Source organism: Vreelandella subterranea, assembly GCF_900111305.1.
Taxonomy (GTDB): Bacteria; Pseudomonadota; Gammaproteobacteria; order Pseudomonadales; family Halomonadaceae; genus Vreelandella; species Vreelandella subterranea.
In genome coordinates, this window is record NZ_FOGS01000008.1 from 140,679 (window position 1) to 164,893 (window position 24,215).

Genomic DNA, 24,215 nt, shown 5'->3' on the forward strand with positions numbered 1-24,215 from the left:
GTTTTATTGTCGACAGTGTGTGTTTATTACCATTGATAAACCGTTAAACAGCAACTTGGACAAACCTCACTAAATTACTGATCATTAAATAATTAGTCCCTACAACGCGGCGATGCCTTCAACAACCTATAACAACGCTACCTTCCAGAGGTAGACCAGGAGATACCCATGTCGGCTTCCAAGAGTGCTGCGCGCTTGCTTAATCATAACGGCCACGCCATCGAAGCGGGAACCAACCTGTTGAAAGCATTGGCCAATGAAAAACGGCTGCAGATTCTGTGTCTGCTTGCGGGTAAGGAACTCTCGGTAACGCAGATCAACCAGCAACTGGCACTTAGCCAGTCTGCACTTTCACAACACCTGGCGATTTTGCGTCGCGACCAGTTGGTGAATACTCGGCGGGAATCACAAACGATTTATTATTCGCTCAGCAGTGATAGCGCCAAGGCCATTATCACGACCCTGGCAGATCATTTTGCTGCTTGAACGAGGCGAGCTTAGCGACGCTGCCAGCCAGTGGCTTCCAGCATGCTTAGCCCTTTGAGTACGGCGTTTTCCACACCGCTGGCAATCGCCAGGCCAAACTTGCGGCCAACTGTCTTTGGGGGCTCCAACTTCACCCGATAAACGCGGGTTTTTGAGATACGTTCCATCAGATATGCTTCGCTGGTGCCGACACTATCGACCAGTTTCAGGCCCAAAGCTTCGCTGCCATACCAGATCTCGCCTGTCGCCAAGGCATCGATATCCATGTCGGGGCGGCGCTCGCCGACATATTGCTTGAACAGTCGGTGCGTGTTCTCAAGGTCTTCGAGAAATTTTTCACGCCCTTCGTCGGTATTCTCTCCCAGCATGGTCAGCGTGCGTTTGTATTTACCCGCCGTCAGCATTTCAACATCGACATCGTGACGCTTTAGCAAGCGATGTATATTGGGAATCTGGGCGACCACTCCAATGGAACCCAGCACGGCAAAAGGTGCCGCTTTGATGTGATGCGCGGTACATGCCATCAGGTAACCGCCACTCGCCGCCACCTTGTCCACGCACACAGTGGTCGTAAGCCCTGCTTCTCTCAGGCGATCGAGTTGGGCAGCGGCCAGGCCGTAGGCGTGAACCAGCCCGCCGGGTGACTCAAGGCAAATCACCACTTCATCGTCAGGCTTGGCGACCTCGATAAGCGCGGAGATTTCCTGGGCAAAGTGCTCGGTGGCCGACGCTTTCATATCGCCTTTGAACGTCAATACCCACACATTGGGTGTTTCAGTTTCACCCTTTTCGTTGCGCCGATGCTTGTCCTCACGGCGGAAGGTCTTGAGTAGTTTTTTACGGATGCCGGCAGGCGTTGCGGCGAGGCGCAGGCGGCGCGCCCGGCTACGGCGCTGTTCGTGCAAGGGTTCTACGTGCAATGTCAAATCGCGCTCGTCCCCCGACTTGGCTCGTGCGACAAGCAAAACGCCAATGCCGATGACAGCAACGACAATGCAGGCTTGTACGATAAACGTACCTATCTCTACGACCCATTCGTTCACATGCATCTCCTTGATTGATGTGCATCAAGCAGCCATCGTTGATCGCTGTATCAAAAACGCCGCTTGATATGAAACATATGTTTGAAATACTCTTTCGCCCCAAGGCGGCTAATTGTACGATGACGCTACAGGTTGCACGCTACTCCATTCCATCTCGTTTTTAACGGAACGCTATTATGTCAACCAACACCCTCGAAAAGTTGCAAGCCCGATTTGACCCGCAGGCCGCTCAGGGGATGCATGAGATTTTCCAGTTTCATTTTTCGGACGCGGGCAGTCACTACCTGGATATCCAGGATGGCAAGCTCGATGTACAAGAGGGCGAGCATGACGACCCGTCGGTTAGCCTGAGCATGAGCACGGATACGCTGAAAGGCATCATGAATGGTGATATCAATGGGATGTCGGCGTTCATGACCGGCAAACTCAAGGCAACGGGTAATGTGATGCTGGCCACCAAGCTGACGAGCCTCTTTCCCGGCGAATAAAGCGACAGCGCCCTGCCCTTTTCACCGCCAGCGTTTCAAATGGGTTTCAATCAGCTCGCGCGAGATCGAATAGGTCGGCGGTAATGTCGGCAGTTGACGGGGCGAGAACCACGCTGCATCACTGATTTCCACCCCGTCAATGCGAATCCGTCGCGTGGTCGCTTCGGCAAAAAAGCCCAGCATGAGTGAATGCGGAAATGGCCACGCCTGACTGTGGTAATAGCGTAGCTGGCTGACGTGGACACCTACCTCTTCAAAAATTTCCCGATGGACAGCCTCTTCAGCGGATTCTCCCGGCTCTATGAAACCCGCCAGGGTTGAGTAGCGGCCAGGCGGGAAGCGTGGACTGCGGGCCAGAAGCATCGCCTCGCCACTGGTCACCAGGGTAATAATGCAGGGCGAAATGCGCGGGTAGTTACGGTGGCCGCAGGCGTGGCAATGCATCGCAAATTCAGTGGTGAGCTTTGTGGCTTCTGCGCCACAGCGACCGCAAAAGCGGTGATTTTCCAGCCATGCTCCCACTTGCAGGGCGGTGGATAGCAGCGAGTACCAGTGTGTCGGCAACTCACCCATCCATTGCCGCCCGTCTATCCATCCTTCGCCTGGCGATGCGGCTAATTGCAGCGCAACAGGCTCCTCATCCCAGTAGCAAAGCGGCTGCATATCCTGAGTCCACGGCTGCCAGGGATGGAGAGGGGTCGACGCATTGCCATCTGACGCCGACTCAGCGGGCGCAAGACGACTGCGAGAAAGGTAAAGAACACGCCCTTCCCGGGCTTCATGGGGTATTTCTCGTCTAAGCATTGCCCGGCGTATCCTCGAACCAGCGTAGCTGATGCGTTTCACATTTCGCCAAGTGCGCTTGCCGTTCATCCTGGCTGGGCGCAATGACCCGAAGCTGCCCGGGCGATAACGACATGCGCTGCACCGACAGCCCTGTCTCGGACGGCGTGTCGCTACGCTGTTCTTGATTGACCTCGGCATCCAGCGTGAGCGCCGTCTGCCCGCCGGTCATGGCCAGATAAACGTCAGCCAGTATCTCGGCGTCCAGCAGGGCGCCGTGCAGTACGCGATGACCATTATCGATATCGTACCGCTTGCATAGTGCATCAAGACTGTTGCGCTGGCCCGGGTGCATCTTTCGGGCCATCACCAGGGTGTCGAGAATGCGGCAATGATCACCGACCGGGCCCAACGGTTGAGCCCGGTTCTTCAGCATTTTCAATTCGTGATCGATAAACCCCACATCGAAGGGCGCGTTATGAATGACCAGCTCGGCCCCTTCGATAAAAGCCCAGAACTCGTCGGCAACCTGAGCAAACACCGGTTCATTGGCGACTTTGGCATCATCAATCCCGTGAACCGCGACTACCTCAGCATCGATGTGACGCTCTGGATTGATATATTGGTGGTAAGTACGGCCGGTAAAACGCCGATTGACCATTTCCACGGCACCGATTTCCACCAACCGGTGCCCTTCTCTGGGATCAATACCTGTGGTTTCCGTATCCAGGATGACTTGGCGCATCATGGCCTCCTATGCGTTTTGTACTGCTTCATCGATTGCCTGGTTGGCAAGGGCATCGGCTCGTTCGTTACCGGGATGGCCGCTATGCCCTTTTATCCAATGCCACTCAATTTGATGACGCTGGGCTTCGGCATCAAGCTGCTTCCACAGCTCGGCATTTTTGACAGGCTGTTTAGCGGCGGTTTTCCACTGGCGTTTACGCCAGTTATGAATCCACTGCGTGATACCCTGACGAACGTATTGGGAATCCGTCCAGATGGCCACCTGACAAGGGGTATTCAAGGTACGCAGCGCCATGATGGCCGCCATTAATTCCATTCGGTTATTGGTGGTTTGTGCTTCATACCCGTACAGGGTTTTCTCATGCTGGCCGCTTGAGAGCACAACGCCCCATCCGCCGGGACCGGGATTCCCGCGGCAGGCGCCATCGGTATATACGGTTACCTGGGGTAACCGGCCAGTGTCAGTCACGTTATCTGCGTCCTTGAATCAATAATGGTTGCGCTTGGGGTCTGTAGACTGGATAACAGCGGTTAGCGGCTATTGGTACGCGTCGCCCCCAGGGAACTCGCGGTAACCGGCGCCTTCAGTCCGAATTTAATGCGTTGCTTGGGTGCATGGCGTTGGCGGCGCTTGGCCAGCACCATGTAGCTTTCCCCCAGAGGACAATTATAACGCCGACCCAGTGACTCCCAGTGCTCGACACAGCGCCCTCCCGGCCAGCTTCTAAAGCAGCAGTAGTCTACTCTTTCCACCTCAAAGTCGACAAATGCCAGCCAGTCACCCATCCGGCTGGCCGTTCGCCATTGCCCGTTCCAGGGATATTGCCCATGGCGTTTGCGCCACTGTTTGACCACACCGCTCACCCCCATAGGATTAAACCCGAACAGCACCAGCAGCCCACTGTCCGAGGTAATCCGTGCGGCTTCTTGCAGCGCATGATGGGCATCCTGCAGATGCTCAAGCCAATGGTGGAGCACGACGACATCCAGACAGCTGTCCGGCAATGCCAGCCTGTCGGGTGGGCAAATTAACGTCTGGTCGCTGGGGGCGCTGGCGCGGGTGGGTGCCCACTGCAGACGATGGGCAATGCCGGACATCGACATCATTGCTGGCCCCATTCCCATTTCAAGGCTATGACCACCGCAACGGGAATCAACGAGAGGGCCAAGGCAGGCGCGCTGGGAGTCCCACAATGATTTGCCTGCCTCTGTTTCCCAGTAGGCGCGGCTGGTCAATAGCGTGTGGGCGAGTGTCTCTGCCGCCGTTGAATTTGACATGTACCGCTCAACCCTCCACAGTAACTTATTTTTGACGTCTTGCATCATAAAAAGCGCTGTTAATCATTAGCGCTAATCCATCTTTAAAGGATCTCGCCTATGCTGAGCGTGACACCGATTCCCGCCTTAAGCGACAACTATATTTGGCTGCTCCGACAGGACACCAGTCAAGAGGTATGCGTGGTGGATCCTGGTGAAGCGTTGCCGGTTATCGAGTTTCTTGAACGCGAGTCGCTGTCACTGGGTACTATTCTGATCACTCATCATCACCCTGACCATACCGATGGGCTTGGGGAATTGATCAGACGCTATGCTCCCCGGGTCATAGGGCCGGTCAATCCTTCCATTGAAGGGATCGACGAGCGCGTCAGTGATGGCGATGAAATTCGCGTCATGGGCCGTCTGTTCGAGGTCATCGAGACCCCTGGGCATACGTTAGACCATATCAGTTATTTTACACCAGGGATTCCCCCATTACTGTTTTGCGGCGATACCCTGTTTTGCGCCGGTTGCGGTCGTCTTTTCGAAGGGACCCCCGAGCAGATGCACAAGGCATTAAAACGCTTTGCCGCCCTGCCGGAAGAAACCTTCGTGTTTGCTGCTCACGAATACACCCTGGCCAACCTCCGCTTTGCCAGCGAAGCCGACCCGGAAAATGAAGACGTCAAACACGCCTTAACGGAGTGTGAGAAGGCACGGGCCCTCGACCGCCCCACCTTACCCAGCACGATAGGACGCGAGCTGAAAATCAACCCCTACTTGCGTGTCGATACGGAAAGTGTTCGCAACGCCGCAAGCAAGCAGGGCGCTATTGATAATGATCTCGCAACGTTCGCCACTCTGCGCGAGTGGAAGAATCGTTTCTAAAACGCTATCGCAACGACGTAAACCACTATGACCTATCGCACGATTCGCCAACGCCTTTTACTGGGTGCCGGCAGTACCGTGATCATGAGCTTGCTGCTGGCGGCTGCCGCCAATTCGCAGGCTTCAGCGACCCGATTCGACCCTGCTCCACGGTTGGCTTCGAATACCCATGATGCCTCTGCACCTGCTCATCCTGAGGTTACCCATGTGCATTTCTGGGAAGAGCTGATGCTGGAACCTCAGGATGCCTGGAGCAAACTGCGCGAGAGCTTCCACTGGCGCGGACAGTCGCTGCCTGCCGAGGCACAGGCACGTATCGATGAATGGATAGATCACTACCGCTCAAGCCCTGAAAATGTGGCTGAAATCACCGAACGCGCCAGTCCCTGGCTTGCCTGGATCACGCAGCAGATAAGTGAGCGCAACCTGCCGGGTGAATTGGCCCTGATTCCATTCGTGGAAAGCTCTTTCGACCCGAATGCGCGGAGCCATCGGGGGGCAGCCGGTCTGTGGCAATTCATGCCTGGCACCGGTGACGCTCTAGGGCTTGTACGCAATGGCAATTACGACGGCAGGCTCGACGTTGTCACCTCGACCAACGCCGCGCTGGACTACCTCGAAATGCAGGCCGACCAGTGGTACGAGGGAGATCTCCAGCTTTCCCTTGCCGCCTACAATGCGGGCGCCGGGACCGTCAACAAAGCCAAACAACACGCTGAAAGCCAAGGCTTGCAAGGCAACTACTGGAACCTGAGCCTGCCCCAGGAAACCATGCATTACCTGCCTAAGCTGCTTGCTATCGCGACGATTATCGATGACCCGGAACGCTACAACGTCAGCTTGCCGGACATCCATACAGAGCCGGCTTTCGCCAAGGTGAAGCTTGAGCATTCGGTTACCCTGTCTGAAGCGTCAACCTTGCTTCAGGTAGATAAATCGGCATTAGCTGATCTCAACCCCGGACTCCTCAATGGTGCGCTCAACCCGTCAAGTGCTCAAACGCTGCTGGTCCCCGAAGACGTGGACCATGGCGTTCTCGCAGAGCTATCAAACGGTACAGATGAACGCCAGAGCGTAGCCAGCGCCGATATACCCGATACTTACCGCGTCGAAAGTGGCGATAGTTTGTCTGTGATCGCGAGTCGCTATAATCTGAGCGCTCAAGAACTGATGCGGTTAAATGAGATTGAACGCCCAGAAGCTTTACAAGCAGGCCAACTCCTGACACTTTCAGGACGTTGAGACTCATCGCCTTGTTGATAGGGAAATTGCCCCATGCGCTGTGGCGTTATTCTGCGTCCTGTTTTATGCCTTGCCCGTAACGCGCTGCTTGCGGCATCACTTCTGGCCAGCACTCATGCCAGCAGCGATGCCCGCGTGACAGAGTCCACCGCCACGGATGGCTCGGCACCTGTCGACACCTGGCATGGAATGTCGCTGTACGACTCGCCTGCCCTTGCGGCGGATTTTCCGCACTTTCCCCACGTGAACCCCGACGCGCCCAAAGGCGGAAGTATCAAGCATACTGCCGTGGGTAGCAGCTTTGACTCGACCAACCCTTTCATCATACGAGGTACACCCGCTACCGGTATTACGCAGATCTACGATACCTTGATGGCAAGCAACCCTAACGAGCCTTTCAGTCTTTATGGCTTGCTGGCAGAGGGTGTGCGTCTCGACCCCGATCGCGAATGGATCGAATTCGACCTCCGTCCTGAAGCTCGCTTCCAGGACGGTGAGCCGGTCACGGCTGACGATGTCGTCTTTTCGCTGAACCTGCTGCGTGATGAAGGCAACCCTTTCTATAGCAGTTACTATGCGGGGGTTGAGCAAGCCGTTGCCCTGGATGACCACCTGGTTCGCTTCACTCTCAGCGACAGCGAGTCGCGGGAGCTGCCACTCATCGTCGCCCAGTTCCCTATTCTGCCGAAGCATTACTGGGAAAAACATGATTTTACCGCGCCGACCCTGGCGGCGCACCCTGGGTCTGGCCCGTATAAAATCGGCGAAGTGGACCCTGGTCGACGAATCGTCTATCAGCGCGACGACACCTATTGGGCAAAGGACCTGCCGGTCAACGTGGGCCGTTATAATATTGATCAGGTGATTTATGACTATTACCGGGATCGGGATATTGCCTGGGAAGCCTTCAAGGCCGGATTGACGGACTTTCGCACGGACGCCCGCGCCGCCACCTGGGCGATTGGCTACGACTTTCCCGCTTATGAGGAAGGGCTTGTCAAGCGCATCACGGTACCTGACGTCAACCCCTCCATGATGCAGGCGTTTGTGTTCAACCTTCGCAAGGAGAAGTTCCAGGATCCGCGCGTACGTGAAGCGCTGAGCCTGACCTTTGATTTTCCCTGGCTGAACACCAATATTTTTTACGATACCTACCAGCGGACGAGAAGCTTCTTTGAAAACTCCGAAATGGAAGCCCAGGGCCTGCCAAGCGATGAAGAGCTTGCACTACTCGAACCCCATCGCGAGGCGTTGATGCAGTCCCACCAGTCAGAGCGGCTGTTCACGGAACCACTGCCTATCGACCATCCTCTCGACCTCCGCGAACGGCTGCGCCTGGCGCTGAACCTGCTCCGCGAGGCGGGTTATCGCGTGGAAGACGGCGTCCTGGTCCATCAGGATACCCAGCAGCCGCTTAGCCTTGAAGTATTGCTTTACGATTCAGGACTGGAGCGCGTGGTACAGCCAATGTTGCGCAACATGGCCCGCCTGGGTGTACAAACCTCAATGCGTATCGTGGATATCAATCAGTACCTCAATCGCCAGCGCAATTTTGATTTTGATATGGTGATCAGCCATTTTCCGCAGTCGAACAACCCTGGCAATGAACAGCGAGACTTCTGGACCAGCCAGGCAGCTGATTCACCCCAGAGTCGCAATCGCATGGGCCTCGCGCATCCGGCGATAGATGATCTGGTGGAAAAGCTGATCCGAGCAGAAGACCGGGAAGAGCTCAATACCATTACCCGGGCGCTGGATCGTGTCCTGCGTTGGGGGTTTTATGTCATTCCCCACTACCATTCAGGTGAGACGCGGATCGCCATATGGGATAAATTCGGGTATCCCGACCCCTTCCCCGAATACGCCATGGATTTAGACGCCTGGTGGGTGGTCCCCGAACGTGAAGCCGCTTTACAGCGCCGGTCACGACGCTGACCCCGGCTTATTCTTGATGAACCATGGAGAGTTCTGTGGCACGTTACACCCTACGCCGACTGTTGCTGATGATTCCGACGCTTTTCGGGATCATGCTGCTCAATTTCATTATCGTGCAGGCCGCGCCTGGTGGCCCGATCGATCAAATGCTGGCACGCTTTGAAGGCGCCGATGCAATGGCCAGCACGCGACTGGATATGGGTGGCGCTGATGTTCAGGTCAACGACGAGTCCCGCGGCGCCAGGGGCATCGACCCCCGTTTTATTGAGCAACTGGAACAGCAGTTTGGCTTTGATAAACCGGCCCATGAACGTTTCATCGGCATGATGGCGGATTATCTCACCTTTGATTTCGGCACCAGCTTTTTTCGCGACCGACCGGTAATCGATCTGATGATAGAGCGCTTGCCGGTATCTATCTCCTTGGGGCTTTGGACGACCTTGCTGGTCTACCTCATCTCGATTCCGCTGGGCATACGCAAGGCCCTGCGCCATGGCTCGCGCTTTGACGTCTGGACCTCCGGGCTGGTCATCGTCGGCTACGCCATCCCCGGGTTTTTATTCGCCATCTTGTTGATTGTGCTGTTTGCCGGGGGTACCTACCTGGACTGGTTCCCCCTCAGGGGACTCACCTCCCCTTATTTCGACCAGCTTTCCACCTGGGGGAAGGTCAAGGATTATTTCTGGCATATCACACTTCCCGTAATAGCCGCGGCGATTGGCAGTTTTGCCACCCTCACCATGCTGACCAAGAACAGCTTTCTGGATGAGATCCACAAGCAATATGTCCTGACAGCCCGCGCCAAGGGTGCCGATGAACAGCGCATTCTCTATGGCCACGTGTTTCGTAATGCCATGCTGATCATTATTGCCGGTCTGCCCTCAGCCCTGATTGGTATCTTCTTTACCGGCTCGTTACTGATCGAGGTGATCTTCTCCCTTGATGGGCTGGGCCTGCTGGGGTTTGAAGCGGTCATGCAGCGCGACTATCCGGTCATTTTCGGCACGCTGTTTCTCTACACGGTCATCGGGTTACTGCTGAAACTGGTGTCGGATCTCACCTATGTGTGGGTTGACCCGCGCATCGACTTTGCCACCCGGGAGTCGTGATCATGACTGCTTCGACGTTTCGATTTTCGCCCATTACCCGGCGCCGCTTTGCCGCTTTCAGGTCGAATCGCCGCGCCTGGGTATCGCTATGGGTGTTTGGTGTCGTGTTTGTGCTCAGCCTGTTTGCCGAACTGATCGCCAACGATAAACCGATCATCATGCAATACGACGGTCAGTGGTATGTGCCACTGCTGGTCGACTACCCCGAAACGGAATTTGACGGCTTCTTGCCCACAAGAACCGATTACCTGGACCCCTTTGTTCAGGAGCAGATCGAGAACAACGGCTGGGCGTTATGGCCCCTGATTCCGTTTTCTTACCAGACCCTGGATATGCAGATGACCCGCCCGTCCCCCGCCCCACCCGATGGGCGCCACTGGTTGGGCACCGATGACCAGGGACGGGATGTGCTAGCGCGGGTGATATACGGTTTTCGGCTTTCGGTGGCATTTGCCCTGGTCTTAACGGCAGGCTCGCTGGTGATAGGCGTACTCGCAGGCGGTGTTCAGGGCTATTTTGGCGGCAAGACGGACCTTGTGGGTCAGCGCATTACCGAAATATGGTCAGGACTCCCCGTGCTGTTTCTGCTGATCATCCTCGCCAGTTTCGTGCAACCCGGCTTCTGGTGGCTGCTGGGTATCATGCTGCTGTTTTCCTGGCTTGGACTGGTGGACATTGTGCGCGCCGAATTCCTCCGCGCACGCAACCTGGAGTACGTTCGTGCGGCCAAGGCCATGGGGTTGCCGTCGCGGCTGATCATGTGGCGCCACGTGCTTCCCAACGCCATGGTGGCCACCCTGACCTTCATCCCTTTCCTTTTCACCGGGGCCATTGGCACCTTGACCGCGTTGGATTTTCTGGGGTTTGGACTGCCACCGGGCGCACCTTCACTGGGCGAGCTTGCCGCCCAGGGCAAAAACAACCTGCACGCGCCCTGGCTGGGCATCACCGCCTTCATGACCCTGGCCATTATGCTTTCGCTGCTGGTGTTTATCGGCGAAGGCCTGCGTGACGCCTTTGACCCCCGCCATGTCCAGCAGCCCCCAACGCCCGCTAAGGAAACGCCCCATGCCTGAGCCGCTACTTTGCGTCGACAACCTGACCATCGCCTTTGATGGCAGTACCGTCGTCGAGTCACTGAGTCTGGAGCTACACGCAGGCGAGACGCTGGCCATTGTCGGCGAATCCGGTTCGGGTAAATCGGTATCGGCCCTTGGGTTGATGAACCTGTTGCCAGGCAATGCCAAGGTAAGTGGCGAACGACGACTTAACGGTACGCGGCTCAACACACTTGGCAACGCCGAATGGAACGGGCTGCGCGGCAATACGGTTGGCGTTGTCTTCCAGGAGCCCATGACATCGCTCAACCCGCTACACCGGGTCGGCAAGCAGATTGGCGAATCCCTGCGCCTGCATCAGGGGCTGCGGGGCAAAGCCGCCCGAGCAAGGGCCAAAAATCTGCTCGAACAAGTGAAACTGCCGCGCGCCGAGGAACTGCTCGATGCATGGCCCCACCAGCTATCCGGGGGGCAGCGTCAACGGGTAATGATCGCCATGGCCATTGCCAATAACCCATCGCTGTTGATCGCCGACGAGCCCACCACCGCGCTGGATGTCACCGTTCAGCAGGAAATCCTGGCGCTGCTTAAAGAACTGCGCGACCAGCACGGCATGGGCCTGCTGTTGATCAGCCACGACCTTAACCTGGTACGCCGTCATGCAGACCGTGTGTGCGTCATGTTCCAGGGTAAAATCCAGGAGTCTGGCCCCGTCGAGCAGGTGTTTGAGCAACCGCAAAGTGATTATACCCAGCGTCTGCTCGCCGCCGAACCGGAAGGCCGACCATCGCCTGTTGCCGAGCGTCCACCGTTACTGACCGTCAAACAGTTGAGCGTCAGCTTCAAACGCCCCAAACCCGGATTATTCAAGCGTCAGCCGCCTGCCTTTGAAGCGGTCAAGGCCACCGACCTGACCGTCGCGCCGGGTGAAACCCTGGGGATTGTGGGTGAGTCAGGTTCGGGCAAAACCACCCTCGCCTCGGCCATCATGCGGATGGTGACCAGCCAGGGCGATATTACCCTTGGCGATGCCCCCTTGAGCAAGCTGACGGGTAACGACTTGCGCCGTCAGCGGCACCGGTTACAGATGGTATTTCAGGATCCCTATGGGGCATTGTCACCGCGTATGCCGGTATTCGATATCGTCAGTGAAGGGTTGCGCTTTCACTACCCTCACCTGTCTGCCACGGAAGTCACTGAGCGCGTCCATCAAACGTTGAGAGAAGTCGGCCTGCCGGAAAGCTGTGCGGCGCGCTATCCGCATGAATTTTCCGGCGGTCAGCGCCAGCGGATCGCCGTCGCCCGGGCCATTATCCTGGAGCCTGAGCTGCTGGTGCTCGACGAGCCGACGTCAGCACTGGATCGCACCGTTCAAAAACAGCTGGTGACACTGCTACGGGACCTTCAGGCACGGCGCCAGCTAAGTTACCTGTTTATCAGCCATGATCTAGCCGTGGTACGCGCCATGGCCCACCGTATTATGGTCCTGAAAGACGGTGAGGTCGTCGAGCAAGGCCCTTGCCTGGACGTACTCGCCTCTCCTCAGCATTCTTATACGCAGTCGCTTATAGCGGCGGCTTATCTAAAAGATTTCGCGGGCTGACCCCCCTGCTTGCTTGATACTTCTCCCAAGCTTAATTCAGAGCTCGGGCATAAAAACAAGATAACGGTATAAACTCGCAATTAATCTAAGACTCGCCTGAGCCAAACTGTTGTCAGCAAGCTCAGGGCGTCATGGGCGATTAAAAGCTGGCGATTTCTTCCGGGGTCAGCTCACGCCATTCGCCAGGGGCCAGGTCATCCGTCAGCTCAATATCGCCAATTGAACGTCGATGCAGCGCTTCAACGTGATTGCCTAACGCTACAAACATGCGCTTGACCTGATGATAACGCCCTTCCGTAATGGTCAGCTCCGCTTGATGCGGCGCTAAAAACCGCAGCGTGGCTGGCTGAGTCGGCGTTTCTTCGCCGTCGAGCATAATGCCCTCGGCCACCTGGTTGATGGCCCACTCGGCCACATCGCCTTCCATGGGTTCGGCAAGCTCGGCGACATACACCTTGGCGCAGCGATGGCGCGGTGACGTCACGCGGTGCGACCATTGGCCATCGTCGGTAAGCAGCAATAGGCCCGTGGTATCAACATCAAGACGCCCGACCGGTTGTAAACGCTCTGCCTTGGGGAGGTCAATCAGGTCGATAACCCTCGGGTAAAGCCCTCGCCTGGCGGTACACTCCACGTCGGCAGGCTTGTTCAGCATGATATAGCGCAGTCCGACCAGCGCCAGTCGCGCGCCGTTAAGCACCACCACGTCTTCTTGCGTATCGATGTGCGTTGCTGCCTGCTTGATCGGCTCGCCGTTCAAGGTCACCTCACCGTTTTTTAGCGCGCGCTTTGCAAGGCTACGCGTTAACGGGGTCGTTTCACTTAAAAAGCGATCAAGACGCATTATTGGCCGACTCCTGGGAGCAATGAAAAGCGGTCGGCATCTTGCCAGGCAGGAAATTTTTCACGAAAAGCATCTAGATCCGTTTTATTGAGGCATCCCGTTTCCACAAACGGCGTATGCGCTGAATGGTCGATAAGTGGCTCGCCTTTGAAATCCACCAGCATTGAATCGCCACTGTACGCCAGCCCTTTGGCGTCTTCGCCCACGCGATTGACGCCAATCACATAGGTCAGGTTTTCAATCGCCCGGGCCTGAAGCAAGGTGCGCCAGGGTTGACGGCGAGGTGCGGGCCAGTTGGCGACGCACAGCAGCGCATCATACTCGAAATGTTCGTCTTGTGTCGGCTGCTGGCGAAGCCAAACCGGAAATCTCAGGTCGTAGCAGACCGTCAGCAGTAGCTTGAAACCGTTCAGTTCGACGATGACACGCCGCTCCCCCATGCCGTAACGCTCATGTTCACCGGCCATGCGGAACAGGTGTCGCTTGTCGTAATAGGTCAGTTGACCATCCGGCATGGCCCAGATTAGCCGGTTGTAGTACTCGCCCTCATGCTGAATAGCCACACTGCCGGTCATGACGCACTGGCGTGACCGTGCCTGATCCTTCATCCAGGCAACGCTCTGGCTTTCATCCATGGGTTGAGCCATCTCACGGGAGTTCATCGTAAACCCGGTGGCAAACATTTCGGGCAGTACGATCAGATCCGTTTCCCGGTGATCAAGGTCACCCAAGAGTTGCTCAAGATGGGCATGGTTGGCTTCCGGATTTTCCCAGCGCAGATCGCACTGCACCAGGCTGGTTCTGAGTTGGCTCATCGAATCACTCCTTTACGCCGCTCACGTTGTCGCGTTTGTGTTAGATTAGCATTTTTAAATAATGAGGCTGCTATGCTTCCCACTCCACCACGCGATCCCGAAGCCGTCAAAGGGGTCACCTTTGGTTTGACGGCCTATACCATGTGGGGATGCTTCCCGCTTTTTTTTGCGCTGTTTGATGGCGTTCCGGCCATCGAAATACTGGTTCATCGCATCCTGTGGTCGTGCCTCTTCCTGGTGGGCCTTATTACCCTGCTGCGTCGCTGGCCACCCGTCGTTGCCGCCCTGGTGGAGCCCAGGCGCCTCGGCCGCGTTCTCGCCTGCGCCCTGCTGATTGGGTTTAATTGGGGAATGTATATTTATGCGGTGGAAACCCACCAGGTGTTACAAGCCAGTTTAGGTTATTTTTTAACACCTCTCGTCAATGTGGCGCTGGGTATGCTGGTACTGCGTGAAGTGATGGCGCGGTTGCAGCTGGTGGCGCTGGGCTTGGCCAGCCTGGCGATTGCCATTCAGTTTTTCATGCTGGGGGAGTTGCCGTGGATCAGTCTACTGCTGGCACTGAGTTTTGGAAGTTATGGTCTGTTTCGCAAACAGGTCCCGCTTGATGGCCTTTCGGGGCTTTTTGTCGAGACGCTGTTGCTGTTCCCCATTGCGCTGATCGCATTGACGGCCTTTAGCTGGCAAGGAACATCGCACTTTTTAGGCGACACCCAGACAACGGCCCTGTTGATCGCCAGCGGCGTCATTACGGCCCTCCCGCTCATGGCCTTTGCGGGCGCTGCGAGGCGTTTGCGCCTCGCGACACTGGGGTTTCTGATGTACATCAACCCCAGTATCCAGTTTTTAATCGCCCTGGCGGTTTTTGAAGAACCCCTCAGCCCAATCCAGTTGGTGACCTTCATCATGATCTGGACAGGGCTGGCCCTTTACTCCTGGTCTGCCTGGCAATCACGTCCCGGCCAGCTGTCGGCCAGGTAGCGCGGGCACATCGTCTTGATGGGTCAGATCCTGGGAAGCGGGTTCGCGCTCTGGCTGATAGCCGATACGGAAGCCGCCCCAGTGTCGTCCATTGATATAGATGGGTACTGACAGATCATGCATGATCTCGCCCGTATCGCGCTTATAGGTTTGCAGTAGCAGTGGCTTTTCGTGTGCACCGCACCGGCGTCCGGTGGGGTCGTCGAAAATACGCTTGCTGCGACAGAATTTTAAGTCGTGATCATAGTCGCCAGTGGGCGCGCGGCTCACCGCCTGATTGTGGGTGGGCACATAGCCCTTCTTATCGCAGGTGATCGCGTAGCTCAGGTCAAGCTGGGTCAGCAGCGGCTCCTGGATATCGGGCAAATATTTATCGGTAAAGTCATCGAACGACGTACGATACAGCGGTGGCCGGGTATCGGGGATCTGCTGATAGCTGGGCTGGAACAGCGCCGCCTCGCTTAATTCGCCGCGTTTGAGAGCGTTCTCAAACAGTTTGCCCAGCCGGTCGGCGGCTTGCCGCGCCGCGTGGAAAACCTGCTGATGACGGCCGTTGAGCCGCTGTTGCGCCAGCTCGCCATCGACACCTTCTGCCGCTTCCATCAAGGCACGGGCCTGATTCGCCAGGTCGTGCATATCGCGGTTGCCTTCATCGACGTCTGCTTCCAGCTCATGCAATGTGTCGGCCACGGTCTGGCTATGTTGACGGGTATTCTCGATGGCTTGTGCGACGCTGCTGATCTCGCTTTGCACCTGGTCAAATTCATGGGTAATGGTGCCCAGACTGCTGCCGACGTGCTGCATGTCAGCCGAGCGGTGGCTGATTCGGCTCATCAGGCTGCCCATGGATGACACCACGTTTTGCCCGCTTTGATGCATATCCTTGACAAGCTCATCCACGCTTTGGGTGGCCGTCGAGGTCTTGTGCGCCAGGTTGCGAACCTCGCCGGCCACGACAGCAAACCCCCGGCCGTGCTCGCCTGCCCGGGCAGCCTCAATGGAGGCATTGAGGGATAACAGATGCGTTTGTTCGGCAATGTCTTCAATCATTGACGTGACGTTGCGCACACGCTCGATCTTGTCATTAAGCGAGGTCAGCATCTCCAGCGCCTGCTGGGACTGTTCGGACACATCGCTCATTTCCTGGATGATGTCGGTCAGTGCTGCCTGATTGTGATGACTGGCTTCGCGGGCGCTTTCAGCAAGCGTGGCTACCTGGGCAGCACTGGTGCTGACCTGCATGATAGCCGTGTTGATTGCGCCCATGCTGGCTGACGACTCACGCGCCATTCTCTCCTGTTTACTGAGACGCTGATCCATCAAATCTGCGTAGTGTGAAACTTCTGCGGAGGCGATGGCCGTGCTGCTGGCGCGCTTCATCAAGCGAAACGCCATGGCGCGTAGCGACGCATAATCGGCCATTAACCGGTTGACAGGTCGCCTGCCCTCCAACGACTGCTGATCCGCCTGGTATAGTGAACCCAAGGCCATCAAAACACTCAGCGCTCCCGCGATGGTCGCCAATCCCACCGCTACATATCCCCCCAGTGTGCTGAAAGACACCAGCCACACCGCCAGTGCCAACAGCACCATGGGAACCGCCCATCGAATGATACGCATAGTCAGTTCTCTTGTTATTAATGTGGTTATGAGGCCCCAAGTCTTTCATTAGGGTTATTGTAAGCTTACTAATTAACGAGGATTAAATAAGTAACACTTTGGGGGCAGGACGCAACGCTGGGAACGAAATTCCCGCAGGGTGCCGTAATTTGACTTATAACTTGTTAATATAATGACCTACATTCGCGTTAAGCTGTGACGCAGCTTATCCATCGAAGATTTGAGGCGGATCGCCCCGGGAGCCCATGCTAAAGCGCTACTTGCCCATTCTGTCCTGGCTGCCTTACTACCATAAACGGTTACTGGGAGCGGATTTACTGGCCGGCGTGATTGTCACCGTCATGGTCATACCGCAGTCGCTTGCCTATGCCCTGCTGGCAGGGCTGCCGGCCGTGGTGGGCCTGTACGCCAGTATTTTACCGCAGTTGGTATATACCCTGTTTGGCACCAGCCGCACCCTGGCCGTGGGCCCTGTGGCGATTATTGCGCTGATGACCGGGGCTGCCCTTTCGTCGGTTGCCACCCCCGGCTCTGATGCCTACCTGGAAGCCGCCTTGGTGCTGTCGATGCTCTCAGGGGTCATGCTGGTCGCCATGGGGCTGCTGAAAATGGGCTTTTTCAGCAATTTCTTGAGCCACCCGGTCATTTCAGGGTTTTTAACGGCCTCAGGGATTCTGATTGCGGTCAGCCAGCTTGGCAGCCTGCTGGGGATCGAAAGCAGCGGGTTTACCCTGGTGGAGCGTTTGATGACCCTGATCCCCAACCTGGATGCCCTCAACCTACCCACCTGCCTTTTGGGCATAGGCACGCTGGTGTTTTTAGTCTGGCTTCGCCGACATGGGAAATCGACACTCAAGCACCTGGGGCTGCCCAATAGCGTCGCCGACCTGGTCGCCAAGGCGGGGCCGGTTATCGCGGTGGTTGCCACCACGCTTGCCACCTGGTACTGGGGGCTTGCTGATAAGGGCGTCAATGTTGTCGGCGACGTACCGGGTGGGCTTCCCGCTTTCAGCCTGCCGTGGGCTGATGCCTCGTTATGGAAAGCGCTATTCATCCCGGCCTTGCTCATCAGCCTGGTCGGCTTTGTCGAGTCGGTGTCGATGGGGCAGATGCTGGCGGCCAAACGGCGCCAGCGCATTTCCCCCAATCAGGAATTGATTGGCCTGGGCGCAACCAACCTGGCGGCGGCCGTCACCCATGGCATGCCGGTAACAGGCGGTCTGTCGCGTACGGTGATTAATTTCGACGCGGGCGCCCAGACACCCGCTGCCGGGGCTTTTGCCGCGCTGGGTATTGCCCTGGTGACGATGGCGTTTACGGGCTGGCTTTACTACCTGCCGATCGCCACCCTGGCAGCAACGATTACCGTGTCTATCCTGACCCTGGTGGATATCCCCATGCTGCGCCAGACGTGGCGTTATTCGCGCAGTGATTTCTCGGCCATGGCGCTTACCATCCTCCTGACGCTTGTCGAGGGAATCGAGGCAGGTATTCTGGGGGGCGTGACCCTTTCCATTGCACTTTATCTATACCGCACCAGTCGCCCGCACAGCGCGCTTGTCGGGCGCGTTCCCGGTACCGAACACTTCCGCAACATTAGCCGTCACGATGTCGAAACCGTCAGCCGTGTGGCGCTACTGCGTATTGATGAAAGCCTGTACTTCGCCAATGCGCGCTATCTGGAAGATACGCTGTACAACCTGGTGGCCAGCCGCCCCGAACTGGAACACGTGGTACTGATCTGCTCAGCCGTTAACCTGATTGATGCCTCGGCTCTGGAAAGCCTCGACGCCATCAATGCCCGCCTAAAAGATTCAAGCGTCAAGCTGCACCTTGCGGAGGTAAAAGGCCCCGTGATGGATCAACTCAAGAAAAGTGACTTTCTTGAGGCTCTCACCGGTCGCGTCTTTCTCAGTACTTACGCTGCATGGCGGGAATTCTCCCGGTAACACCCTAAAAAAATGGTCTGCCTTTATTGGCCATGTTTCCTGATATATTCCCGCGGGTCACGCGGGTAGTATCGTTCTGGCTGGCTTTCAAGGTGCGTGAAGTAGCGGGTATCTTTGTAGGGCATCTTCATGAACCCAGAGACTCCCAGGCCTTCAATTTCGCTGACTGATGCGAGCATTTCCACCAGCAATGCGCGAAATTCGTCTTCCCTGGAAGGATCGAGAAGGCGATAGTAGCTATGAATCTTGAGGTGCTTGGGCAGCGCCTCAAAAATGATCATACCGGTGTGATGAATCTCGTTAAGCTGTCTGAGTACCTGCATGATCGACGCTGGCAATGCTAATAGCTCTTCGGGATCGGGACCATCCTCGAAGTAACTATGCTGACGCGTGCGGTCCTCAAGTTCCGGGACGGCGCTCATTTCATAGCTGATCGCCATGCCGGGTTCGCAATTAAAAGGCTCCGACGCTGAACCACGCTCCAGGTGCAATGTTTGGCGGGCGTTAAACAGACAGCTCTTGAACACCCCTTGGCGATGGATCGCCCGCGCCAGGTGCACCATGTTATTGACCGCTTCGATAAACACAGGCTTCAATGCCGGATCGTGCAGGTTCAACGACGAATCGATATACACACCGTCGCGCTCCCAGCGCACCGCCAGGCCGCCTACAACAGGGTACTTGCCCAGGCGGCTCACCGAGGCCAGAAAGGCTTTTTCGGTTTCCCCCATCCCCTGCATGAACTGTTTGTAATAGCGGTCCAGCTGTACATCGTTAACGTCGTTAAGGGTTTCAGGGGCATTGGCTTCACGCAGAAATGCCTTGCGAGAACTGTACACCACGGTGTCAATTTCCTGTTCAGCCGGACGCCCCCATACCGGTACCAGCGGTGATTGAACGCTACCCGGCAGGTCGAGCATCACCGCGCGGGCCATCCGCGGCATGGCGCGCAGGAAATAGTCGCCCGCCTTGCGACGCAGGTGAGGATCGGGGTCGAGCATAGCGTCCAGCGTTCGGGCAAACTCCATGGGAAGCCCCAGCGAACTGGCAGGAATCGCGCGATGACCAAAGCGGCACGACTGCGCAGATGCCAGGGCATACAAAGTGCCCGCCACGCCCTGCTCGTCAAAACGTGGCGACGAAAGGCCCCCGTTCAACTGTTCCTCGCCAATGAAGTAGACATCGCCCAGTCGGGCATTGGTCTGTTGAAGGTTATCCGACATCAACTCCATTACATTGTTGCCGACGAATTGCAGTTGGGCATCGAGTTGGGCAAAGACGGATGAGCCCCAGTCGATCAGCGCGATGGACTCGTCAGTCGAATCAAAGACCAGATTGGAAGGTTTGATATCGCCGTGGACGACAGGCCGCGCCTTGGGGCCGGCCTCTCTGCGCAACGCCATCAGAATATCGGCTAACTGTGCGGCGATGCGTATGATAAGGCGGGGAGACAGTCGGCCTTCCCTGAGCGATACCTGCTCGAGATTCAAGCCGGGCGCGCGCTCCATGACCAGAATCGATTGTCCACGCGCACGCTGGTAGGTAATCAACCTGGGAATGAGCGGGTGCGACACCTGCTCCAGCATGAACGCCTCTTCTTCAAGGCGTTCCTGGAGGTGAATGGGCAGGGTAATACGCGAGAACTTGAAAACGTAGTGCGCCGTCGCTCCCTGGATCGGCGCACTACCGGCAAAAACGAAACCGTAGGCACCCTTACCGATCAGCTCGATGTCCCGGTAGCCCAACTGGGAGAGCTGCTCCTGGCACAGCGCCACCCAGTCCTTGAGCTTGCGGGCATCGTGGTGACTCAGCAGGTATACCGACTGCTCCTCGGGTATATAAAACTGCTGAAGGGGTGCCTGAGCCATGGTCGCCTGCGTTATCCCAGATGCAGCAGAATGCTATCCGGGGCTTCCAGAAAGCCCTTCCAGGTATTACAGAAGCGCGCGATCGTCCCCCCGTCAATAAAGCGGTGATCCCCCGCCCAGGTAACCGTCATGATCGCACGCCGCTGGACCTCGCCATGGTCATCAAAACGTGGCAGCCACTGGGTTTTACCAATCGCCACGATGGCGGCTTCCGGGGCATTAATGATCGGCGCCGCGTAGGTACCGCCCAGCGCCCCGATGTTGGAAATGCTGATGGTCCCCCCTTTGAGATCCGCCTGGTCAACCCGCCCTTCCCTGGCCGCATGGGTTAAACGCCCGACTTCCCTGGCAATCTCCAGCAGCGTCAATCGCTCGACACCTTTGACATTGGGCACCAGCAACCCGGCCTTGCTGTCCACGGCCATGCCGATATTGCACTGGGCGTAGTAGTGCAGCTCGTCGCCTGCTTGATTGAGCTGGGCATTGATAATCGGCGATTCGGCAATCGCCAATGCCATCGCTTTCATGAAGAACGGCATCAGCGTCAAGCGCTCGCCCAGAGCTTCTGCCAACGGTTTCAAGCGTTCCCGCATGGCGAGAAGCTGCGTCACGTCGATTTCCTCACCGTAATGAAAATGCGGGATCGTGCTGGCCGATTCCACCATGCGCTTGGCCATCATCGCCCGCATGCCACGCAGTGGCTCGACCCGGCTCACGTCACCACTCCCCCGTGATGACGTCTCCCGGGAAGACATCGAAGCGGCCTCGCCAGGTTGGTCAAGATGCGCCAGGACGTCTTCCTTGAGGACGCGACCGTCCTTGCCGCTTCCCGCAATATCGGTGAGCTGCAACTGATGCTCTCTGACCAGCCGCCTGACGGCGGGGCTGGCAGGCACTTTCCCCTGAGTAGCAACCGCTGGTGTTGTGGGTGACGGCTGGGTTTCCGCCTGTTTTTCAGCAGCCGAGGGCTGACTGGACGACGACGCTTCTGAGCTGTCATTCGATGCCTTTGCCTCACCGGCGTCTTCACCGTCAGCCTGGTAGGCATAAAGCGGGGCATGAACCTTGGCAATTTGCCCCTGTTCAACATACAGCTTAGTGACAACGCCTGCTTCATGGGCGGTAATTTCCACCAGCGCCTTGTCGGTCATGACCTCGACAACCGGCTGATCTTCTTCAATCCGGTCGCCTTCCGCGACGCGCCATTCGACCACTTCACACTCGACGATACCCTCGCCGATGTCCGGCAGCATAAAATCGCTCATTGTTGTTCTCCTCTGGCGTCAAAAATTAACGCTTTCACGAATCGCTTCAAAGATTTTCAGATGGTCGGGTAGATACTCTTTTTCCAGCACCAGCGGGAAAGGCGTATCCAGCCCGGTCACCCGTGCAATGGGCGATTCCAGGTAGAGAAAACAACGCGCCTGAATCGTCGCGGCAACTTCACCGGCGAAACCGCCGGTCAACGGCGCTTCATGGCTGACCACCAACCGACCGGTCTTGAGAACGGACTCGGCGACCGTATCTGCATCCCAGGGCAACAGCGAGCGCAGGTCGATGACTTCGCAGTTGATACCCTGCTCCTCTGCCAACTCCACGGCCTTGCCAATCACTTCCATCTGCGCGCCCCAGCCGACCAGGGTAATATCGCTGCCCTCCTTGGTGATCTCGGCCTCACCAATGGGGAGCTGGTAATCATCTTCCGGCACCTCGCCGACCGCCGCGCGGTAAAGCCGCTTGGGTTCTAAAAACAGCACCGGGTCCGGGTCACGAATGGACGCCAGTAATAGCCCTTTGGCCTGATAGGGGTTGCGGGGCACCACGACCTTTAACCCAGGGGTATGGGTGAAGTAAGCCTCGGGCGATTGCGAGTGGTAAAGCCCGCCGGAAATCCCGCCGCCATAGGGGGTGCGAATGGTCAGGCCGCCGACGTTGAACAGATCTCCCGAGCGATAGCGAAATTTGGCGGTTTCGTTAACGATTTGATCAAAGGCGGGAAAAATATAATCGGCAAACTGAATTTCAGCTACCGGAACCGATCCCTGAGCGGCCAGGCCGTTGGCAAAGCCAATGATACCCTGCTCGACCAAGGGGGTATTAAAACAGCGGGCCTTGCCGTATTTTTCCTGCAGGTGGCTCGTGGCACGAAAAACACCGCCAAAAATTCCCACATCCTCGCCAAAGCAGATGACTTTTTCGTCTTCCGCCATGGCGATGTCGAGGGCGTTATTGATCGCCTGAAGCATATTCATTGTTGGCATGTTATTCGCCCCCCTGGGAGTCGGCATCCGTACTCACACTCAGGTCCAACGACTTGGCTCCCCGCGGGTAAGCTTCCGGGTAACGGCGGATATGCTGCTTGAGCTGGTCGAACTGTTGCTGCAACGCCGGGGTGACATCCGCATAGACATCGCTGATCAGGGAGTCCAGGGGCGGTGGCGAGCGCTTTTCGGCACGTTTCATCGTATCCAGCACTTCACGGCGCAGGCTTTCCTGCTTGCTGGCCTCCTCGTCTTCGCTCCACCATCCCTTGGCCAAGAGCCACTTCTGCATGCGCAGCAGCGGATCTTTGGCACGCCAGGCTTCTTCTTCATTTTTGGAGCGATAACCCGACGGGTCATCGGAAGAGGAATGTGCGGCCAGGCGATAGGTCATCGCCTCTATCAATACAGGTTGGTTGCGTTCAACGGCGAGTTCCCGCGCTTGGCGCGTGGCTTCATAGACTGCCAGTATGTCGTTGCCGTCCACACGGATCACATGCATGTGATAGCCAAAAGCCCGGGGGGCGATACCGTCGGCTGCAAACTGCTCGGCTGCCGGTGTCGAAATCGCGTAGCCATTGTTGCGGCAGAAAAAGATCACCGGGACCTGGTGGACCGACGCCATGTTCAGCGCCGCATGAAAATCGCCTTCAGACGCGGCGCCTTCCCCAAAGAACGTTAGGGTACAGTGACCATCACCCGCCATTTTTTGACCATAGGCATAGCCTGTCGCCTGGGGAATCTGGGTGGCAAGCGGGGAGGAAATGGTCATGTAGTGGAGCTTTCGCGACCCATAGTGAATCGGCATCTGGCGGCCTTTGCCGTAGTCCAGCTCGTTGCCGAACAGCTGATTCATGAATTCATCAATGGAAAACCCGCGATACATCAAGGCACCCTGCTCGCGGTACTGCGCCATGATCATGTCGGCATCGTCGAGTGCCGCGGTGGCGCCTACCACGGCGGCTTCTTCGCCCGTACATTGCATGTAGAAAGACAGCCGCCCCTGACGCTGGGCCGCCAACATACGCTCGTCGAGAATACGCGTTGCCAGCATCGCGTGGTAAATGCGCAGGGCATGGTCTTTTTCAAGCCTGGGGGCATCAGCCTCGCTGTAGAGCTCGCCCTCGGGGCTCAGTAAACTGAAGGTAGGAATCGAAAATTCATCGCCTGTCAGAAAAACAGGCTGGTGTGCATGCTGTGTCATCATTATTGTCCTTGTCGTACCCCTTTTGAGGGCA

General features: G+C 56.9%; 22 protein-coding genes. 10 read left to right on the plus strand and 12 right to left on the minus strand.

What is annotated here, in order from left to right; all coding sequences use genetic code 11:
• Positions 1-168 precede the first annotated feature (168 nt).
• On the plus strand, positions 169-486 hold the full coding sequence (locus BMX75_RS12835) for an ArsR/SmtB family transcription factor (RefSeq protein ID WP_066317489.1): 318 nt from the start codon (positions 169-171) through the stop codon (positions 484-486).
• Positions 487-497: 11 nt separating this feature from the next.
• Here BMX75_RS12835 and sohB read toward each other — a convergent pair whose 3' ends face one another.
• Complete coding sequence (sohB, locus tag BMX75_RS12840) at positions 498-1,529, minus strand: protease SohB (RefSeq protein ID WP_092828526.1); 1,032 nt, start codon at positions 1,527-1,529, stop codon at positions 498-500.
• Between the two features lie 176 nt (positions 1,530-1,705).
• On the opposite strand from sohB, the gene BMX75_RS12845 reads away from it, so the two are divergent.
• A complete protein-coding gene (locus BMX75_RS12845; protein ID WP_092828528.1) occupies positions 1,706-2,017 on the plus strand; it encodes an SCP2 sterol-binding domain-containing protein in 312 nt (103 codons plus the stop codon).
• A gap of 21 nt (positions 2,018-2,038) precedes the next feature.
• Here the strand turns inward: BMX75_RS12845 and nudC are convergent, their stop codons facing one another.
• The 4 genes from nudC to BMX75_RS12865 all read right to left on the minus strand — a co-directional run bounded on the left by nudC (position 2,039) and on the right by BMX75_RS12865 (position 4,825).
• Positions 2,039-2,821 (minus strand): NAD(+) diphosphatase, encoded by a 783-nt coding sequence (gene nudC, locus BMX75_RS12850; protein ID WP_092828530.1) that lies wholly within the window; start codon positions 2,819-2,821, stop codon positions 2,039-2,041.
• Entirely contained in the window at positions 2,814-3,545 is a 732-nt protein-coding gene (dnaQ, locus tag BMX75_RS12855) for a DNA polymerase III subunit epsilon (protein ID WP_092828532.1), read from the minus strand. Before dnaQ ends, nudC begins: the two co-directional genes overlap by 8 nt.
• Positions 3,546-3,554: 9 nt before the next feature.
• Positions 3,555-4,016 (minus strand): ribonuclease HI, encoded by a 462-nt coding sequence (gene rnhA, locus BMX75_RS12860; RefSeq protein ID WP_066317502.1) that lies wholly within the window; start codon positions 4,014-4,016, stop codon positions 3,555-3,557.
• Between the two features lie 62 nt (positions 4,017-4,078).
• Positions 4,079-4,825: a methyltransferase domain-containing protein gene (locus BMX75_RS12865; RefSeq protein WP_092828534.1), complete on the minus strand. Its 747-nt coding sequence runs from the start codon at positions 4,823-4,825 to the stop codon at positions 4,079-4,081.
• Between the two features lie 99 nt (positions 4,826-4,924).
• Here BMX75_RS12865 and gloB point away from each other — a divergent pair, with 99 nt between their 5' ends.
• The 6 genes from gloB to BMX75_RS12895 are packed head-to-tail and all read left to right on the plus strand — an operon-like array spanning position 4,925 to position 12,639.
• Positions 4,925-5,692, plus strand: a complete 768-nt coding sequence (gloB, locus tag BMX75_RS12870) for a hydroxyacylglutathione hydrolase (RefSeq protein WP_066317506.1) — start codon at positions 4,925-4,927, stop codon at positions 5,690-5,692.
• 27 nt (positions 5,693-5,719) lie between these two features.
• Entirely contained in the window at positions 5,720-6,934 is a 1,215-nt protein-coding gene (locus BMX75_RS12875) for a transglycosylase SLT domain-containing protein (protein WP_092828536.1), read from the plus strand.
• A 33-nt stretch (positions 6,935-6,967) separates the two neighbouring features.
• Complete coding sequence (locus BMX75_RS12880; RefSeq protein WP_092828538.1) at positions 6,968-8,869, plus strand: extracellular solute-binding protein; 1,902 nt, start codon at positions 6,968-6,970, stop codon at positions 8,867-8,869.
• A gap of 35 nt (positions 8,870-8,904) precedes the next feature.
• On the plus strand, positions 8,905-9,978 hold the full coding sequence (locus BMX75_RS12885; RefSeq protein WP_066317513.1) for a microcin C ABC transporter permease YejB: 1,074 nt from the start codon (positions 8,905-8,907) through the stop codon (positions 9,976-9,978).
• 2 nt (positions 9,979-9,980) lie between these two features.
• On the plus strand, positions 9,981-11,054 hold the full coding sequence (locus BMX75_RS12890) for an ABC transporter permease (protein ID WP_092828540.1): 1,074 nt from the start codon (positions 9,981-9,983) through the stop codon (positions 11,052-11,054).
• Positions 11,047-12,639 carry an ABC transporter ATP-binding protein gene (locus BMX75_RS12895; protein ID WP_092828542.1) on the plus strand — a complete coding sequence of 531 codons (1,593 nt, stop codon included), beginning with the start codon at positions 11,047-11,049 and terminating at the stop codon, positions 12,637-12,639. Before BMX75_RS12890 ends, BMX75_RS12895 begins: the two co-directional genes overlap by 8 nt.
• Positions 12,640-12,778: 139 nt before the next feature.
• Here BMX75_RS12895 and BMX75_RS12900 read toward each other — a convergent pair whose 3' ends face one another.
• Positions 12,779-13,483: a pseudouridine synthase gene (locus BMX75_RS12900; RefSeq protein WP_092828544.1), complete on the minus strand. Its 705-nt coding sequence runs from the start codon at positions 13,481-13,483 to the stop codon at positions 12,779-12,781.
• The gene (locus BMX75_RS12905) at positions 13,483-14,298 is read right to left on the minus strand and encodes an amidohydrolase (protein WP_092828546.1); all 816 of its coding nucleotides are present in this window, start codon (positions 14,296-14,298) and stop codon (positions 13,483-13,485) included. The genes BMX75_RS12900 and BMX75_RS12905 overlap by 1 nt, the downstream gene beginning before the upstream one ends.
• Before the next feature lie 72 nt (positions 14,299-14,370).
• On the opposite strand from BMX75_RS12905, the gene rarD reads away from it, so the two are divergent.
• A complete protein-coding gene (rarD, locus tag BMX75_RS12910; protein ID WP_092828548.1) occupies positions 14,371-15,279 on the plus strand; it encodes an EamA family transporter RarD in 909 nt (302 codons plus the stop codon).
• On the opposite strand, the gene BMX75_RS12915 is transcribed toward rarD, so the two are convergent.
• A complete protein-coding gene (locus BMX75_RS12915) occupies positions 15,250-16,899 on the minus strand; it encodes a methyl-accepting chemotaxis protein (protein ID WP_092828550.1) in 1,650 nt (549 codons plus the stop codon). The genes rarD and BMX75_RS12915 overlap by 30 nt on opposite strands.
• A 245-nt stretch (positions 16,900-17,144) precedes the next feature.
• Between BMX75_RS12915 and BMX75_RS12920 the strand changes: the two genes are divergently transcribed.
• On the plus strand, positions 17,145-18,848 hold the full coding sequence (locus tag BMX75_RS12920) for a SulP family inorganic anion transporter (RefSeq protein WP_092828552.1): 1,704 nt from the start codon (positions 17,145-17,147) through the stop codon (positions 18,846-18,848).
• A gap of 23 nt (positions 18,849-18,871) precedes the next feature.
• On the opposite strand, the gene BMX75_RS12925 is transcribed toward BMX75_RS12920, so the two are convergent.
• Genes BMX75_RS12925 through BMX75_RS12940 form a run of 4 tightly spaced genes read right to left on the minus strand, consistent with a single transcriptional unit; the run spans position 18,872 to position 24,181 of the window.
• On the minus strand, positions 18,872-20,716 hold the full coding sequence (locus tag BMX75_RS12925; RefSeq protein WP_092828554.1) for a protein kinase domain-containing protein: 1,845 nt from the start codon (positions 20,714-20,716) through the stop codon (positions 18,872-18,874).
• 11 nt (positions 20,717-20,727) lie between these two features.
• Positions 20,728-21,981, minus strand: coding sequence for a 2-oxo acid dehydrogenase subunit E2 (locus tag BMX75_RS12930; RefSeq protein WP_092828556.1), 1,254 nt, complete (start codon positions 21,979-21,981; stop codon positions 20,728-20,730).
• An 18-nt stretch (positions 21,982-21,999) separates the two neighbouring features.
• Entirely contained in the window at positions 22,000-22,977 is a 978-nt protein-coding gene (locus BMX75_RS12935; RefSeq protein WP_092828558.1) for an alpha-ketoacid dehydrogenase subunit beta, read from the minus strand.
• Between the two features lies 1 nt (position 22,978).
• Positions 22,979-24,181 carry a thiamine pyrophosphate-dependent dehydrogenase E1 component subunit alpha gene (locus BMX75_RS12940; protein ID WP_092828560.1) on the minus strand — a complete coding sequence of 401 codons (1,203 nt, stop codon included), beginning with the start codon at positions 24,179-24,181 and terminating at the stop codon, positions 22,979-22,981.
• Positions 24,182-24,215: the final 34 nt, after the last annotated feature.

Bases quoted from the DNA above. Each gene is read 5' to 3' on its own strand.
- BMX75_RS12940 (WP_092828560.1), bottom strand. From the start codon at position 24,181: ATGACACAGCATGCACACCAGCCTGTTTTTCTGACAGGCGATGAATTT.
- BMX75_RS12875 (WP_092828536.1), top strand. From the start codon at position 5,720: ATGACCTATCGCACGATTCGCCAACGCCTTTTACTGGGTGCCGGCAGT.
- BMX75_RS12920 (WP_092828552.1), top strand. From the start codon at position 17,145: ATGCTAAAGCGCTACTTGCCCATTCTGTCCTGGCTGCCTTACTACCAT.
- BMX75_RS12835 (WP_066317489.1), top strand. From the start codon at position 169: ATGTCGGCTTCCAAGAGTGCTGCGCGCTTGCTTAATCATAACGGCCAC.
- dnaQ (WP_092828532.1), bottom strand. From the start codon at position 3,545: ATGCGCCAAGTCATCCTGGATACGGAAACCACAGGTATTGATCCCAGA.
- BMX75_RS12890 (WP_092828540.1), top strand. From the start codon at position 9,981: ATGACTGCTTCGACGTTTCGATTTTCGCCCATTACCCGGCGCCGCTTT.
- BMX75_RS12925 (WP_092828554.1), bottom strand. From the start codon at position 20,716: ATGGCTCAGGCACCCCTTCAGCAGTTTTATATACCCGAGGAGCAGTCG.
- rarD (WP_092828548.1), top strand. From the start codon at position 14,371: ATGCTTCCCACTCCACCACGCGATCCCGAAGCCGTCAAAGGGGTCACC.
- nudC (WP_092828530.1), bottom strand. From the start codon at position 2,821: ATGCTTAGACGAGAAATACCCCATGAAGCCCGGGAAGGGCGTGTTCTT.
- BMX75_RS12845 (WP_092828528.1), top strand. From the start codon at position 1,706: ATGTCAACCAACACCCTCGAAAAGTTGCAAGCCCGATTTGACCCGCAG.
- BMX75_RS12930 (WP_092828556.1), bottom strand. From the start codon at position 21,981: ATGAGCGATTTTATGCTGCCGGACATCGGCGAGGGTATCGTCGAGTGT.
- BMX75_RS12900 (WP_092828544.1), bottom strand. From the start codon at position 13,483: ATGCGTCTTGATCGCTTTTTAAGTGAAACGACCCCGTTAACGCGTAGC.
- BMX75_RS12905 (WP_092828546.1), bottom strand. From the start codon at position 14,298: ATGAGCCAACTCAGAACCAGCCTGGTGCAGTGCGATCTGCGCTGGGAA.
- BMX75_RS12915 (WP_092828550.1), bottom strand. From the start codon at position 16,899: ATGCGTATCATTCGATGGGCGGTTCCCATGGTGCTGTTGGCACTGGCG.
- BMX75_RS12880 (WP_092828538.1), top strand. From the start codon at position 6,968: ATGCGCTGTGGCGTTATTCTGCGTCCTGTTTTATGCCTTGCCCGTAAC.
- gloB (WP_066317506.1), top strand. From the start codon at position 4,925: ATGCTGAGCGTGACACCGATTCCCGCCTTAAGCGACAACTATATTTGG.
- BMX75_RS12865 (WP_092828534.1), bottom strand. From the start codon at position 4,825: ATGTCAAATTCAACGGCGGCAGAGACACTCGCCCACACGCTATTGACC.
- BMX75_RS12895 (WP_092828542.1), top strand. From the start codon at position 11,047: ATGCCTGAGCCGCTACTTTGCGTCGACAACCTGACCATCGCCTTTGAT.
- BMX75_RS12935 (WP_092828558.1), bottom strand. From the start codon at position 22,977: ATGCCAACAATGAATATGCTTCAGGCGATCAATAACGCCCTCGACATC.